At 51.5% G+C, this 15,107-nt stretch carries 10 protein-coding genes; 3 read left to right on the forward strand and 7 right to left on the reverse strand.

Annotation, left to right across the window (positions count from 1 at the left end; translation table 11 throughout):
* The first annotated feature begins 149 nt into the window (after positions 1–149).
* Positions 150–1,244, forward strand: a complete 1,095-nt coding sequence (ddlA, locus tag WH298_RS06905; RefSeq protein WP_180822534.1) for a D-alanine--D-alanine ligase — start codon at positions 150–152, stop codon at positions 1,242–1,244.
* 16 nt (positions 1,245–1,260) lie between these two features.
* Here the strand turns inward: ddlA and WH298_RS06910 are convergent, their stop codons facing one another.
* From WH298_RS06910 to WH298_RS06920, 3 genes are all read right to left on the reverse strand, one after another.
* The gene (locus tag WH298_RS06910; RefSeq protein WP_180822535.1) at positions 1,261–2,685 is read right to left on the reverse strand and encodes a GGDEF domain-containing protein; all 1,425 of its coding nucleotides are present in this window, start codon (positions 2,683–2,685) and stop codon (positions 1,261–1,263) included.
* 294 nt (positions 2,686–2,979) lie between these two features.
* Entirely contained in the window at positions 2,980–4,455 is a 1,476-nt protein-coding gene (locus WH298_RS06915; RefSeq protein WP_180822536.1) for a SulP family inorganic anion transporter, read from the reverse strand.
* A 681-nt stretch (positions 4,456–5,136) separates the two neighbouring features.
* Positions 5,137–5,946, reverse strand: coding sequence for a 5'-nucleotidase, lipoprotein e(P4) family (locus WH298_RS06920; RefSeq protein WP_180822537.1), 810 nt, complete (start codon positions 5,944–5,946; stop codon positions 5,137–5,139).
* Between the two features lie 109 nt (positions 5,947–6,055).
* Between WH298_RS06920 and WH298_RS06925 the strand changes: the two genes are divergently transcribed.
* Entirely contained in the window at positions 6,056–6,775 is a 720-nt protein-coding gene (locus WH298_RS06925; protein WP_180822538.1) for a purine nucleoside phosphorylase YfiH/LACC1 family protein, read from the forward strand.
* 29 nt (positions 6,776–6,804) lie between these two features.
* Here the strand turns inward: WH298_RS06925 and WH298_RS06930 are convergent, their stop codons facing one another.
* The 4 genes from WH298_RS06930 to WH298_RS06945 form a co-directional block, all read right to left on the reverse strand.
* Positions 6,805–8,124 carry a gluconate:H+ symporter gene (locus tag WH298_RS06930; RefSeq protein WP_180822539.1) on the reverse strand — a complete coding sequence of 440 codons (1,320 nt, stop codon included), beginning with the start codon at positions 8,122–8,124 and terminating at the stop codon, positions 6,805–6,807.
* A gap of 79 nt (positions 8,125–8,203) precedes the next feature.
* Positions 8,204–8,968 carry a gluconate 5-dehydrogenase gene (idnO, locus tag WH298_RS06935; RefSeq protein WP_180822540.1) on the reverse strand — a complete coding sequence of 255 codons (765 nt, stop codon included), beginning with the start codon at positions 8,966–8,968 and terminating at the stop codon, positions 8,204–8,206.
* 9 nt (positions 8,969–8,977) lie between these two features.
* Positions 8,978–10,009 carry an L-idonate 5-dehydrogenase gene (idnD, locus tag WH298_RS06940; RefSeq protein ID WP_180822541.1) on the reverse strand — a complete coding sequence of 344 codons (1,032 nt, stop codon included), beginning with the start codon at positions 10,007–10,009 and terminating at the stop codon, positions 8,978–8,980.
* Positions 10,010–10,179: 170 nt separating this feature from the next.
* On the reverse strand, positions 10,180–10,881 hold the full coding sequence (locus WH298_RS06945; protein WP_009127526.1) for a response regulator: 702 nt from the start codon (positions 10,879–10,881) through the stop codon (positions 10,180–10,182).
* Between the two features lie 486 nt (positions 10,882–11,367).
* Here WH298_RS06945 and WH298_RS06950 point away from each other — a divergent pair, with 486 nt between their 5' ends.
* Positions 11,368–15,042 carry an ATP-binding protein gene (locus WH298_RS06950; RefSeq protein WP_180822542.1) on the forward strand — a complete coding sequence of 1,225 codons (3,675 nt, stop codon included), beginning with the start codon at positions 11,368–11,370 and terminating at the stop codon, positions 15,040–15,042.
* The last annotated feature ends 65 nt before the right edge of the window (positions 15,043–15,107 follow it).

The raw sequence follows: 15,107 nt of genomic DNA on the forward strand, positions 1-15,107 counted from the left end.
ACGGTTATGAATATTTGTTTAAACTCATGACTGAGGGTGCTGCGGTGGGCTTTATGCCGCTCTTTTATAACGATAATCGCAGGGCTGTTGATGGCTGTCCTGGGCGTGTTATCTTACTGGCTCGCTTGATAGCAATCGGACAAATAGCAATGGCAAAACAGCGGATAGGAGTTGTGTTTGGCGGCAAGTCGGCCGAGCATGAAGTGTCATTACAGTCAGCCAAAAATATCCTCGAAGCCATCGATAAGAGTAAATATGAGGTGGTTTTACTGGGGATTGATAAGCAGGGGGAGTGGCATCTGAATGATGCGTCAGGGTTCTTGCTCAACGCCGAGAATCCGGCGCTGATTGCCCTCAATCGTTCAGGTGAACACGTCGCGCTGGTACCGGGCAGCTCTTCTCAGCAGCTGATTACCCGTCAGCAAGCGCAACCGCTCTCACAGCTGGATGTGATTTTCCCGATCGTGCACGGTACGCTGGGCGAAGATGGATCGCTGCAGGGTTTATTGCGCATGGCCAATCTGCCGTTTGTCGGTTCTGACGTGCTCGGTTCTGCGGTCAGCATGGATAAGGATTTCACCAAACGTCTGCTACGCGATGCGGGACTCAAGGTGGCACCGTGGCTGAGTGTGACCCAGACACAACGTGCCCATGTTGATGCCCAAGCGGTGATCGCCCGCTTTGGCTTACCGCTGTTTATCAAACCCGCGAACCAGGGATCTTCGGTCGGGGTGAGTAAAGTCGATAGCCTGGAAGCGTTTGATGCCGCGCTGGACCTCGCCTTTACTTTCGATCGTAAAGTCCTGATTGAGCAAGGTATCAAAGGACGCGAAATCGAATGCGCCGTGTTGGGTAATGAGTCCCCGCAAGCCAGTCCCTGTGGTGAGGTCGTGGTGCACGATGCTTTCTACTCCTACGACACTAAATACATCAGCGAAAGCGGTGCGCAGGTGGTGGTTCCCGCCGCCATCAGTGACGCAGCCAGCGAGGCGATTCGCGCCGTGGCGATCACCGCATTCCAGGCGCTGGAGTGTTTTGGCATGGCGCGCGTGGATGTGTTCCTGCAGGATGATGGCGAGATTATTGTCAACGAAGTGAATACCTTACCTGGCTTCACCAACATCAGTATGTATCCAAAGCTATGGCAAGCTGCGGGTTTGAGTTACAGCGATTTGATAACTCGCCTGATTGAGCTGGCGCAGCAGCGCCATCAGCAGAGCAGCCAGTTGAAAAGCAGCGTGTAGTCAAGTGTGACGTGGCTCAGGCCACGTCATGCATCATGCTGCGCGGCTCCATCGCCGGTGAGGTTTGATTACGGCCATTGCGCTTGGCGAGGTAGAGGTTTTTATCCGCCGCTGACACTAAACGGTTAATCACGCCAGGCCATTCACGTTCGCTCTGCGCACTGCCGCGCGCCAGACCTAAGCTGGCTGTCACCGTCACCGTGTTGCCCTGAATCCAGAACTTCTCTTTCACCATCGCCTGACGCACCGTTTCAGCCAGTTGGTACAGCTGGCTGTGATTGCAGTCGAAAACCACTATCACAAACTCCTCCCCGCCAAAGCGACAAACCATACCGCGATTGCCCACTACCCGCTGAATACGACGCGCAATCTCTTCCAGCACGCAATCTCCGGCATCATGACCAAAATTGTCATTAATGGCTTTGAAGTAGTCGACATCCAGCATCACCACGCCCGCTTCACGCTGCAGTGAAAACGGCTCATTTCTCAGGCTCTCATACAGGCCAGAGCGCGAGAGTAGCTGAGTGAGAAAATCAAAATTTGCTCGTAATGCGAGACGATGATTCAGCTGCCGAATCGCGTCCATGCTCACCGCCACCAACAATGGACTCAGCGCGACAGTGGCCACGCCAAGGCGGGCTGAAGTGAGGTGGCTAATCGGTAGTAGCGCGTCGTCGCCCTGAATGTTCATCACGCCATGCGACACTAATACAATCTCGGTGATGCCGGTGATGAGGATCACCAGGCTGGTCAGCGGAATGGGCAACACAATTGCACACCAGATCAGCGCTGGTACCGGGAATGTCAGGCTGCCTGCGCCGCCAATCAACGCGCCCACGGTTAGCGAGAGGATCACCGCTGCCAGTGCCAACAGTTTGCCCGGATGCAGCAAGGTACGCGGCGCTACGGTGCGCAGCGGACGCGCCAGCATCACTGGCAGCAACATCAGTGACGTTGAGAATTGCTCGCTAAACCAGTCGCCCCACGCCACGATAAAACGCGCATTGAAGTCGATATCCTGCGCCCATGCCCCCCAGGTTGCGCAAGCCGCCGCGCCGAGAAAACAGGCCGGGAAAATGCGCATGGCATTGACCACCTGGCTGTTAGCAGAAGGACGTTGCAGATGTTTGATCAGCATACTGACCGAGACGAGGATAAAAAGAATATTGGCAAAATTCACGGTAAACGCAGGCAGCGCCCAGCCGGAAAATACCGTGTCGTTAAAAATCATCGCACTGAAGCACACCAGATAGCTGGAAGTGGTGTGCAAAAACGGATTACGCACCATTAAACCGGCGACCAATGCATTCACCGGCCAAAACAGTGAAAACTCTTGCGGGATGCGCAAATGGCTGCCAATAAAGCAGAAAAAAAGCGTAATGAAGAACAGCGTGAGAGTATTCTTTTTTAAATTATTCTCTTCAAACAGCATAACGCGCATACGTCTGAACCCTGTAACGTAGAAATCGCTGCCATCAGCCATGGGCATCAGCAAGCATTAAACCTGAAATAACCGCGCGATGATTCGGTAATTAAGCAAGTGTTCGTCATCCTACTCTGCGGCTGGACGGCGCTCAATCTGCCATGAAAACAGCATGGAAACCAAATGGCAGGGTGGGAACGCCAGAGACAAAAGATCAAGCCGGCGGCAATTATGCCCTGTAAATAAAAAAATCGGCTATCCGAGATATCCGATTTTTACTTTCAAAACTACCGTTAATGCCAGGATTTAGGGTTATTTCAACGCCACAGGCCACTGACTGAGGCGAATGCCACGTTGGCGCGCGTTTTCGCCAAAGTCTTGCAGCACAGCCTTCACATCCGGATCCATATATTTAGCGTTATCGTGCTCGGCAACCACCACGCTATTTTCCGGAATCTCTGCCAGTAATCCCTGCAGTTTCGGATTATGCATAAAGGTCAGATTTTGCTGGAAGCGTAATACGTAATGATCGTCATAACGCGTGAGCTGCAATGCATTGCGATGGCTTTTATAGATACTGCAAAGGATTTGCGTCGCGATGCCAATTCCGATGCCGGCCAGCATGCCAAATACGATAATGCCGCCGATAGTGGCAAGGAATGGCACATATTGCTGGGGCCCCATGCGCATCTGCTCAATGAACAGGCGTGGCGTAGCCAGCTTATAGCCGGTATAAAGCAGCACCGCCGCCAGACTGGCAAGCGGGATAGCATTAAGCAGATGGCTAAACCACAAGCCGCAGATCAGCAGCAGCCCACCATGAATCAGGATGGAGAGCTTAGTTTGCGCCCCCGCACTGACGTTAACCGAGCTGCGCACAATCACCGCGGTAATGGGCATTGCGCCGAGGAAACCGGCGGCCAAATTACCCATCCCTTGAGCAAACATCTCTCTGTTGGGCGATGGCGCAGGATGCTGCGGACGCAGTTTTTTTAGCGCTTCCTGACTCAGCAGTGTTTCAAGACTCGCTACCAGCGCCAGGGTTATCGCCACCATCCACACCGAAGGATTCCGCCATGCTTGCCAATCTGGCGTTTCCAGTTCTGCCACCAACGCTGACATGCTATCGAAGGCAGGTAGTGCGATACGCGGCAAGCTTTCTGCCAGTGAAGGAAACAGGCGATCGCCAAACACCGTCGCAGCACAACCTAGCAGTACCGCCACCAGCGGACCGGGCATCCAGCTCAGGGCCTTCACCGATTTGATCAGCGGCGTGGTCCACAACCAGAGGATGATCAGGCCAGTGCCGGCAACCAACATTGCACTGCTTGAGAACTGAAACTCACCGTTCACCAGCGAAATTAATTCGACGTCTCCCGCGGCACCCAGTGCCACCGGAATTTGCTGCATAATCAGCAAAATACCAATTGCCGCCAGCATGCCTTTAATGACGCTGCTCGGTACCAGCGTGATAAAACGTCCTGCACGTAATAAGCCAAAAAGACACTGCAATCCACCCGCCAGAATAAGCGCGGTGAGAAAGGCAGAAAAACTGCCTAGCGTCGCGATCGACGCGACCACAATAGTGACTAATCCCGCCGCCGGACCGCTGACCGCAAAGCGCGAAGGGCTCAGCGCAGTGACCAGCAAACCGCCAATCACGCCGGTAAGCAGACCAGCAAAGGGTGGCAGTCCGCTAGCCTGAGCGATACCAAGACAGAGCGGCAGCGCCACCAGAAACACCACCAAACCAGCCGGAATATCCTGACGAAGCGTGTTTAAATTCATGGCGTATCTTCCTCTGCACAAAGGGTAATTAACCGCTTGCAGAGCGGCAAAGCCCACCTGCGATTTTTCGCTAATAAAGGTTTTAGGGTCATCACAATAATCTTCTCTCAACGTTTAAAAATATCGCTTTCAGGGAATAGCGTCGTCATTAAACGCGCCTATTGAGAACAATTGAGGATGAAAGCAGAACTTCCTCACAAAAATTGTTTATAGACGCTTATGGATAGAGTTGCATCAGGAATATTTATACGGTCGCCATGCATGGCTATTTTGTAAAAATAGATTCAACAAATGTATAATTTAAGTAATGTTCTGCAAGTGAGCGCATTATGCATAATTCAAATAATATGCATTGATAACAAATAAATAGGATAAGAAATTAATGTTATATTCCTTATGCCATTACAAAAATATACACACATCAACACTGTGCCTTCCTATTTATTCGTTAATTTAAACATTTTGCGTTAAGAGAAATCTTAATTAAAAAATTTATGATTGGCATGATTCACTACCTTACCGCCCATTAGGCAATATATTTCACCATTCACAGCGCATATATTAAGCAAGAGATCAGGAAAATAATGAGGGGAATAATAGTTACATGAAAAAGTAAATATGACTGGACCTGAAGAGGGCACAAATGCGCCTGCAAGGACAGGCGCTATTTCGCTTGACGAACTATTTACCGTTCCACGCTTTCATGCGCGCATCACGCACCCGCAACTGCTGTTGAGGTGTCAGCTTGTTATAGTTTTCTGCCATACCACTTTCCCAGTCACCATACAGCGGATTCGGCAATACAATGAATTGAGTGCCAAAACGTTGATGGTTGAGACTGACAAACTGCTGCCGCTGAGCATTCCCCTGATGCCAGGTTGCACCACCAAAATCATTCAGATTGTCGCCGACGTACAGCACCACGTTATAACCGGCATTTTTCACCGCATCGAAGCGCTCCTGCTTATTCGAATTGCCGGTGCTAAGACGCACGGTTTTATCGCTAACGCCGGTGAAGCCCAACTTATTCAGGTTCTCAACGGTCGCGGTGTAATCCTTTTGATCGCGATTGGAGATATAGAACATGGTGCCGCCGTGGCTGTTGACGTAATTGGCGAACTCCACTGCGCCCGGAACTGCCGTTGCCTGTCGCGCCTGGGTCCATGCCGACCAGGTTTTGCCGGAGAATGGCTGACCGTTCTTCGCCTGCCACGCGCTGTAAGCGCTGTTATCAATCATCGTTTCATCCAGATCGACAATTACCGCTTTGGGTTTTCCCGCCAGCGATGGCGCCTGATCAAACGCCATGCGCGCTGAGTTAAAGGCCTGCCAGCTCAATGCCTGATACTCGCCGGATTGCTGGAACCAGTTTACTGCCAGTACCGACTGCTGACCGAGCTGTTGCTGCGCCTGCTGGTTTGAGGTTTGCGCACAGCCTGACAGCGCTAACGCCATTAAGCCGGACGCCGCCAGCAAGGTGATTTTTTTCATCATTTCATCCTTAAGTGATTAGGGTCAGTTTTTGTAAAGCTTTAAAAATGTAGCAGTTAACGTAAGCTGTGGGCACCAGAATAACGCCGTTTTATAAGAGGAGAGACTTATGACACAGCACCAACACAGCGGTCCACGATCAACGCTGCTGGATGGATTTTCCTGGCTGGAATACGCATTTCAGCCCGCTGGTCAGCCGGTTCCAAGCGATGCGGCTTATGGCCAGCAGCGTCATAGCGCTAACGTGGTGCTGGCTAAGCAAAATCTGCCGCCAAAAAGTTGTGAATCCGATGGCGTGATTGGCGAAGATCATCTGCCGGTAGCTGTGTATACCGCCGATTGTTTGCCGGTTTTATTTGCTGATACGCAGCAGCATCAGGTGGCGGCGGTTCACGCCGGATTAAAAGGCACGCTGGGCGGTGTGTTACATAATGCCGTCGATCGTCTGTTAGCACGGGGCGCCAGGCTCGAAACGCTGCATGTGGCCATCGGTCCCGCCATCGGTCCATGCTGCTATGAACTGGGCCAGGATCTTGTCACGCAAATGCAGGATCGTCCCGACCTTCCGCCCCTAAAGTGGTCAGCTCAGCAGCCACACAATGCACAGGCCATTCGCCCGCAGGCGCAAGCACAGCAGCAAGGAATTTGGTTTGATTTGCCACATCTGGCGCGGGAATTATTGTTACAGCGCGGTATTCAGGCTGAGCATATTGAGGTGCTGAAGGTTTGCACTTACTGCATGGCGGAGTCGGGATCCAGCTATCGCTACAACACCCACTTTGACAGCGGCTACCAATCGCGCTTTTCGTGGATTCGCACCCGCGCTTAAGGCTTCACCTCCCTGTGAAGCCTCGACGGTCAGTGAATCACAGCATTGAGAGCGAGAACGCCCGCTAAACCGAGAATAGAGATCAGCGTTTCCATTACCGTCCAGGTTTTCAACGTCTCCACTACGCTCAGGTTGAAGTAGCCCTTAAACAGCCAGAAGCCAGGATCGTTAACGTGTGAGGCGATCACGCTGCCAGCGCCAACTGCCAGCACCATTAAGGCCGGATCGGCATGGGTTGCAGCGATAATCGGCATCACAATACCTGCGGTGGTGATGGCGGCGACCGTCGCCGAACCCAGTGCGATACGCAGCATCGCCGCCACCGTCCAGCACATCAGCAGTGGCGACAGTGACGAGCCTTTCATCATGTCGGCGATATAATTACCGACACCGCTGTCCACCAGCACCTGTTTGAACGCACCACCACCGGCGATGATGAAAAGGATCATGGCGATAGCGGCAATCGACTCGCCACACATATCCATGACTTCTTCCATCTTGCGACCGTTGCGCAGGCCTAGCGTCAGCACTGCAATCACCACCGCAATAAATAGCGCCACCGCCGGGTTACCGATGAATTCAAAGAACTGACGTAGCGCGTTCTCTTTTGGCGTGGTTAACTCAAACACGGCGGCGATCGCCATCAGCACCACAGGAATAACCGCGGCAAAGATACTGATACCGAAGCCTGGCATCTCTTCTTCGGTGAAAATTTTCGGGTTATAAAGCCCTTCTGGCGGCGACTTCTCAAAACCTTTGAGGAATTTCGAGAAAATCGGCCCGGCAATAATCACCGTCGGGATGGTGATGATCATGCCGTACAGCAAAGTGGTGCCGAGATTCGCCCCAAAGATAGTGGCAATCGCCGTTGGACCGGGATGCGGTGGCAGGAAGCAGTGAGTCACCGACAGCGCGGCAACCATGGGTACACCGACATACAGCAAAGGTAAGCCCGCAGCAGCCACGATAGTGAACACCAGCGGTAACAGCAGCACGAAGCCAACTTCATAGAACATCGCCAGACCGACGATCAGCCCAGTAACGACCAGCGCCCATTGCAGCCGCTCTTTACCGAAGGCGGCGATGAGCGTCGTCGCAACGCGTTGCGCCGCACCGGTATCCGAAACCAGCCGCCCGAGCATGGCACCAAAGCCGAGGATCATTGCTAACCCGCCCAGCGTCGAGCCGATCCCTTTCTGAATCGAGGCCATCACATTCAGCGGCGTCATACCTTCGGCAATACCCACTACCGCCGACACAAACACCAACGCAATGAAGCCGTTGACCTTAAATACAATCATCAACACCAGCAGCAGTATCACACCCAGCACAATGATGGTTATTGGCATTTTTTATTATCCTTAGGAATACAGAGGGGTGATTAAGGTTTAGGCGCGGCCCGACGATAATGCCAGCCGCACCTCGGCATCACACGGCGACGCGCATGCCACCGTCAACGAACAGCAGATGGCCGTTAACGAAGTTCGATGCGCCCGACGCGAGGAACACTGCCGCGCCAATCAACTCTTCTGGTTTGCCCCAGCGTGCGGCGGGTGTACGTTTGGTTAGCCAACCCGTAAAGGCGGGATCGTCGGCCAGCGCCTGCGTCATTTCCGTGACGAAATAGCCCGGCGCAATCGCATTCACCTGAATGTTGTGACGCGCGAGCTCCACGCACATGCCGCGCGTCAGCATGGTGACAGCACCTTTTGAGGCGGCATACGGCGTGATGGTGTCGCGGCCTAATTCACTCTGCATCGAACCAATGTTGATAATTTTACCCTGCTGACGCTCCACCATCTTTTTGGCCACGGTTTGCGACACCAGAAATACCGCCGTCTGGTTGACGGCAATTACGTCATTCCAGTCCTGTTCAGGGAATTCGAGGAACGGACGACGGCGCTGAATGCCGGCATTGTTCACCAGTACATCAATGGCGCCCCACTCCGCTTCAATCTCATCAACCGCCTGCCTGACCTGCGCCGATTGGGTGACGTCAAAGGCTTTGGCGTGCGCACGCAGCCCCAACTCACGCAGCTGGGCGGCACCTTTCTGCGCGCCTGCATCGGTGGTGGCATTGACGATCACTTCGGCGCCAGCCTCAGCCAGACCGCGCGCCAGCAGGAATCCAATGCCACGCGCTGAACCGGTGAGCAGTACACGCTTACCTTCGAGGGAAAATAACTGACTCATCACTGCTCCTTAAAAGGTTAACTGAACTTTAGCGGCGCGGGTTTTATCGCCAGCAAACTGCAGCGCGGCATCGATATCCTGCAAGGCGTATTCGCCGCTGAACAGCGGCAAGGGATCAACCACGCCGTTAGCCAGCCACTCGACGGCGGTATTAAATTCATGGGTAAAGCGGAAGGAACCGACCAGATTAATCTCTTTAGCAATCAGCGCCATAATCGGGAAGTTCGGAATGGTACCGCCCATGCCAACCTGCACCAGCGTACCTTTAGCACAGACCACATCAAGGCAGCGCTGCAGCGAAGAGGGATGCCCAGAGGCTTCAAACGCCACATCGAAATAACCTTTGTCGGCAAGATAAGGCGCGAAATCGCCATCAGCTGCATGGATGACGTCGGTTGCACCCATCTGCTGCGCCATCTTCAGAGAACGTTCGCTGATGTCGCTACAGACAATTGACGCTGCTCCGCGTGCTTTTGCCGCCGCCGCAATCAGACAGCCAATCGGCCCAACCCCCGAAATAAAAACCTGTTTGCCGGTGAGATCGCCCGCCTGATGCGTTGCGTGAATGCACACTGCCAGCGGCTCGGCGAAGACCATCACCGTTTCATCGGCATCCTGCGGAAAAGGCACACATTGCGCGCTATCTACCACTTTGTATTGGGTAAAGCCGCCGTCAACGTGCGGGACATACATGGCGCTACCGAAGAAGCGCATTGAGGTGCACTGGTTTTCCTGATCGCGCTGGCAATATTTGCATTCGCCGCAGGGTTTAGATGGATTGACCGCGACTTTTTGATCCGGCTTTAGTTGCGGATTATCGCTTTCCACCACGTAGCCAATCACTTCATGTCCGAGGATCATCGGCATTTTGATCTCAAAACTGCCGACCTTCCCTTCCTGATAGTAATGCAGATCGGAGCCACAGATGCCGCCGCGCGTGATGCGAACTAACGTGCCTTTGCCCTCCCATTTCACCTGCTGCTGTGCAACGCTGACTTGTTTTTTTCCAGTGATCACACCGGATTGCGTGTCGATATTCATCCTATCCCCCTGAGTGCTAAACAATGGGGGCCATCAGACCGGGTTACGCAGCGTTAAACTGTGACAAAGATCACTCAAACACATGTTACGGAACAGGTGTTACTGGGAACGTGATGTACGCAATGCAGAACAGGAAAAAGGCGGTCATGAATTGCCGCCTGTGAAGAGAATCAATAGCCCGACATCAGGTCGTGACTGTATTTAAACAGCTCTGAATCTGAGCGCAAACCCAGTTTTTTCAACGCAGATTGTTTTTGCCCGCTCACAGTTTTGCGGCTGCGTTTAAATTTCACTGCAATCTGCGACACGCTCAAACCATCAAGGAAACACCGCACCACTTCTACTTCGCGTGGGCTGAGGGTTTTCACCTTCTCATACATATTGCCTTTGCTGTTGAAATCGTGGTTCTCATCCAGCGACTCTTCGCTCATCACATAGAGATTTTCCACTTCATAGGCCACTTCCTTAGACAAGAATAAACGCCCTTGCGCCACCTGACGGATGGCGTGCGTAATATCCTGCATATTGTGACTCTTGCCGATAAACCCTTTTACGCCCGCGCTCAGCACCATTTTGACGATTGCCGGGCTTTCCATTGAGGAGGAGATCAGAATTTTCTGCTGTGGATAGTGATTACGTAATTGCTTAACCAACGCAAGACCGTCCAGCTCACGTTCACCAAGAAGAAAATCCAGTACCAGTACATCAACGGTGGTACTTCTTAGCTGATTAAATAACTCATTGCTTGAAGCCCAGGTGCCCACCAAATGAATATCGGGCTCATGTTTTAAACACAACTCGAAAACAGTACGGACCATGGGGTGATCATCAAGGACAGCAACACGCACTTGCTTATTGTGTGCATATACCATTTATTTATTCCTTTATTACAGTTTTAACTTTGTCCAATTGTGATAACCACACCAGATGAAGTGAATCTATGATATTAAAAAGCGACACTTAAAATAATAAATCGGTCGCAGCGTTATCATTATCAAAATAATTTAACCCGTAAAACGAATCTGTCATTCGTTTCTTCAGGCTATCTTATTTATTGCGCTGGCTTTTAACTTTTCCGCCCACACAAAACTGCGAAAATTCTGACTTAACTCCTCAACCAGACCACATAAGAATTGTCTTGAAAGGCCCCAAGTCAGTTAACACATTGAATAAAAACACCAATTAATAAAAAGCCATTTTTCCTTGAGCAGGTGCTTTCTTTATCAATATGTCACTATTTCAAGAATGGTCGCAAAACACAGGTACAAAGATGATAGGAGAAGAGAATTATTTAAATGTCTCTATACTCCCTTGTCCTTACTGCAATTAATGTAATTACTTTGTCTTGAGATGGTATCGTGTTCATTCAGCCTGCAATTTTCCGTCTGGCAACGTTATTGCTGCTAATTTTATTTTCCTGCTCATCGGTTGCGGCGGAAAAAACACTGCAACTACTCGCACGCTATGATACGACGCAGCCAGCCCTGCAATTAGCGGAACCCATTCCTTCTGGATTTCGTAATAAAGTGCTCAAGGTTGCCGTAGCGGGCCAGCCACAACCGCCTTTATATATGGACACCGATAAACGACGCTTTGAAGGACTCAGTGCTGATTACCTCTCTCTGATTCAAAGCATGCTCGATACCACGATTGAGCTCTATCACTATCCCAGTCATAGCGCCGCGCAAAATGCGGTGATTAACGGCGAAATGCAGATGTTGGCGATCAATGTCGTGCTGCCATCGTCACAACCTCAGCCTTTACTCGCCAGCGTCCCCTGGATGCTGGATTACAGTGTGGTAGGACATAAACCCGATCATGCTATTAACCTGAATCACACGCTTGCGCAGCGCGTCGCCTGGTCCGGCCCTCCCCCACAACGCGAATACCTTGAGAATATCTATCAAGATGACCATTTGGTGCGCTTTCCCGGTTATTACGATGCGGTAGCAGCAGTGGTGTTTGATCAAACCGGTCAGGTTTGGGGCAATGCCGCCACGCTGAACCATCTCAATCGTTACCTGTTCGCGCATGCCTTAAAAGTGGCGCCCGATGAGCAGAGCATTCCCATGGATGTCAGCTTTGGCATCAGTCCACAGTTGCCCAAACTGGCTGATGCGATCAATCAGGCACTGCAGCAGATCCCGCTGTCGATTCGTATGCAGATAGCCAAACGCTGGCAGCTTGATGCTCATCATGTCTTGCAGAGCAATCCCCTCGCGTTAACTCAGGAAGAGGAGCAGTGGTTGAAGGAACACCCACGCATTGATACCTCGCTCTCAACGGTGCTGGCTCCCTTAAGCAGCCGAACCGGAAGCATGCCATTCCGCGGCATGACCGTCGACGTGCTGGAGCTTATGACCAACCTCACTGGAATGAGTTTTATCGCGCATGGCCAGGAAGATGATCCTCCAACCAGCAGCAGTGATATGTTGCCCAGTCTGTTTCCGCTGGAGATCCTTGAGCGGGAAGACGAGAAGCATCCCCAACTGACCACGCGTCCGTGGTTAGTTTCGCATTGGGTTATCATCCGCAATCAGAAACCCCGCAGTATCATCGGCCAGGATACCTTCCCATTTGGTTCGGCATTGATGCTGAGCAATCAGGTGATGAAAGAGTGGATGCTGCAGCATTATCCAAATCTGAACCTTACGCCTGTAGACGATCCGGTTGACGCCTTACGCCAGCTGCAAGATCACAAGGTTGATGCTGTGGTGCTCCCCAAAATCTTTGCGGATTACCTGCTACGCAATCATTTCGGCGACAGGTTAAATGTCGAAAGCACGCTGGGTGCAGAGCCTGCACGTTTTGTCATGCGTGCTACGTCCGGTAATGAACTGTTAATCAGTATTCTAAATAAAGCGTTACTGGCAATTCCACCGGAAACGCTGTTTAAACTGCTAGCACAGTGGCGTCAGGCAGAAACCCCGTTCCTCAGCGCCTCATGGCAAAACTACAAACAGGCGGTTTTGATTATTGTGTCAGTGTCAGCCGGATTAATCCTGTTGATCCTGTTCTGGAATCATCATTTACGCAAAGTCATTCAGCAGCGTATTCAAGCCGAAAATGCCTTGAAAAATCAGCTTAATTTTACGCATACGTTATTTAATGAATCCCCGGTCGCGATGTATATTCGCGACAAAAAAACCCGCCTGGTTGACTGTAATCAAGCCTATTTACGCTTTATGAATTTTCGTCGTGATGAAGTCATTGGCAAACGCCTTTCCGACGTGCTAACCGGCAACAATGAAAGCATTCACAGTATTGAAGATGGCTACCAGCAAACCCTGCTGGATGGCGAAGCTGTGATACGCGATATCCATATGGCGCTTGATCATCAGGCTTATCAGCTCTATCACTGGACGCTACCGTTTCGCGATCGACTAGGCGATGTGGCGGGCGTCATCGGCGGCTGGCTGGACGTGACCGAACGCAATGCGCTGCTGCAGGAGCTACAGCTGGCAAAAGATGCCGCCGACAAAGCGAATCGATCCAAAAGTGAATTTCTCGCCAGCATGAGCCATGAAATCCGTACGCCGCTGCATGCCATTATTGGCCTGCTCGAGCTGGAAACCCGATCGCATGCAGCGGACTCGCTCTCTGAAAATATTCGTGTCGCCTACAGTTCAGCTCACGCATTGCTCTCTTTAATTGGCGATGTGCTCGATCTGTCGAAAATTGAATCGGGTCTGTATCAGCCCACGCTGGAAACCGTCTATTTGCCGGATGTGATCGAGCAAGCCGTCGCCCTGTTCCGTAATAAGGCCGAGAGCAAAGGGCTCGATCTGCGTGTGGAGATGGATATTGCCGCTTACTGGGTTAAAACCGATCCGCTGATGATTAATCAGATCCTGTCTAATCTGTTAAGCAACGCGATTAAGTTTACCGAAGAAGGTACGGTTACCGTGGTGCTTATGCAGGGCATCGCGCAGGAAGAGGAAGGCAGCGAATTCGTCATTGAAGTGAGCGATAACGGCTGCGGCATGACGGAAGATCAGCAACATGCCATATTCGAACCCTTCGTGCAGGTCGGAGATCGTCATCAGCAGCAACTGGGCACCGGATTAGGATTAAGTATCTGCCGTAATCTGGCACATTTGCTGGATGGCGAATTAATTGTCGAAAGTGCACCAGGTGAAGGCGCCGTTTTCTCCTTCTACTTCCGCGCAGCGCAAGGCGAACCACGCGATCAAACGCAACCTCACCTGTCACAACCGCCGTTATCTGACAAGCTTTCGGTCCTGGTGATTGATGATCATGCACCGAACCGTTTACTGCTCGGTAAGCAACTCGAAATGTCAGGCCATCAGGTGGTAGTGAGTGAAAGTGCTGCTGAAGCATTGGCGCTTTGGCAGCAGGAACCGCTACGTTTTGATTTGATTATTACCGATTGCAATATGCCGTCGATGAACGGCTTTCAATTCGCTGAGGCGCTACGCCAATATGAGCAGCAGTATCACCTACCACCGATTATGCTGTTTGGTCTGACCGCATCTGCCGAGCAGCATATTATGCAGCGCTGCTTACAGGCGGGCATGAATGACTGTCTGTTTAAGCCTTTGAACCTCGATAGATTGCTGGCGAAGATCGCGCAGTGTATTCATCGTGGCCCGGATGACGCACGGCAAAATTATGCAGCAGCGGATGAAAGAGAGCGGATCAATGAAGTCGCCGTTACTGAAGCTGTTGGATCTGATAGCGCACTGTTCCCGCCGTTTTTAATCCAACTTGCTGAGCGGGATGCGGAAAGCTGCCGGGCATTGCTCACCAGCATCCGTACCAGCCACGATGAATTGCTCCGTGAGTTGCAGCAGACACAGGAAGCAAGCACGCTATCCCAGCTAGGCCATAAACTTAAAGGGGGGGCCGCGATTCTGAATGCTCATGCCTTGATGAAATTAGGTCGGCAGCTGGAGGTGCACCGTGAAGAAGCGTATGACGCGCAAGCGTTAATTCAGCAAATAACATTAGAAATTGGCCGGGTGAATCAGACATTATTTAAATTCGCAGTAACTCATCTGAAAAATCAGTAATTTTTTTAGCTTCATAATTTTAACGAGACATTTCTCGGTTCGCCCCATTACGTCGGCGGACATAA

The sequence above is a fragment of the Pantoea nemavictus genome (assembly GCF_037479095.1).
GTDB classification, from domain to species: domain Bacteria; phylum Pseudomonadota; class Gammaproteobacteria; order Enterobacterales; family Enterobacteriaceae; genus Pantoea; species Pantoea nemavictus.

Coding starts and splice junctions, on each gene's coding strand:
- WH298_RS06930 (WP_180822539.1), bottom strand. CDS start 8,124: ATGCCAATAACCATCATTGTGCTGGGTGTGATACTGCTGCTGGTGTTG.
- WH298_RS06925 (WP_180822538.1), top strand. CDS start 6,056: ATGACACAGCACCAACACAGCGGTCCACGATCAACGCTGCTGGATGGA.
- WH298_RS06915 (WP_180822536.1), bottom strand. CDS start 4,455: ATGAATTTAAACACGCTTCGTCAGGATATTCCGGCTGGTTTGGTGGTG.
- WH298_RS06920 (WP_180822537.1), bottom strand. CDS start 5,946: ATGAAAAAAATCACCTTGCTGGCGGCGTCCGGCTTAATGGCGTTAGCG.
- idnO (WP_180822540.1), bottom strand. CDS start 8,968: ATGAGTCAGTTATTTTCCCTCGAAGGTAAGCGTGTACTGCTCACCGGT.
- idnD (WP_180822541.1), bottom strand. CDS start 10,009: ATGAATATCGACACGCAATCCGGTGTGATCACTGGAAAAAAACAAGTC.
- WH298_RS06945 (WP_009127526.1), bottom strand. CDS start 10,881: ATGGTATATGCACACAATAAGCAAGTGCGTGTTGCTGTCCTTGATGAT.
- WH298_RS06910 (WP_180822535.1), bottom strand. CDS start 2,685: ATGCGCGTTATGCTGTTTGAAGAGAATAATTTAAAAAAGAATACTCTC.
- ddlA (WP_180822534.1), top strand. CDS start 150: ATGGCAAAACAGCGGATAGGAGTTGTGTTTGGCGGCAAGTCGGCCGAG.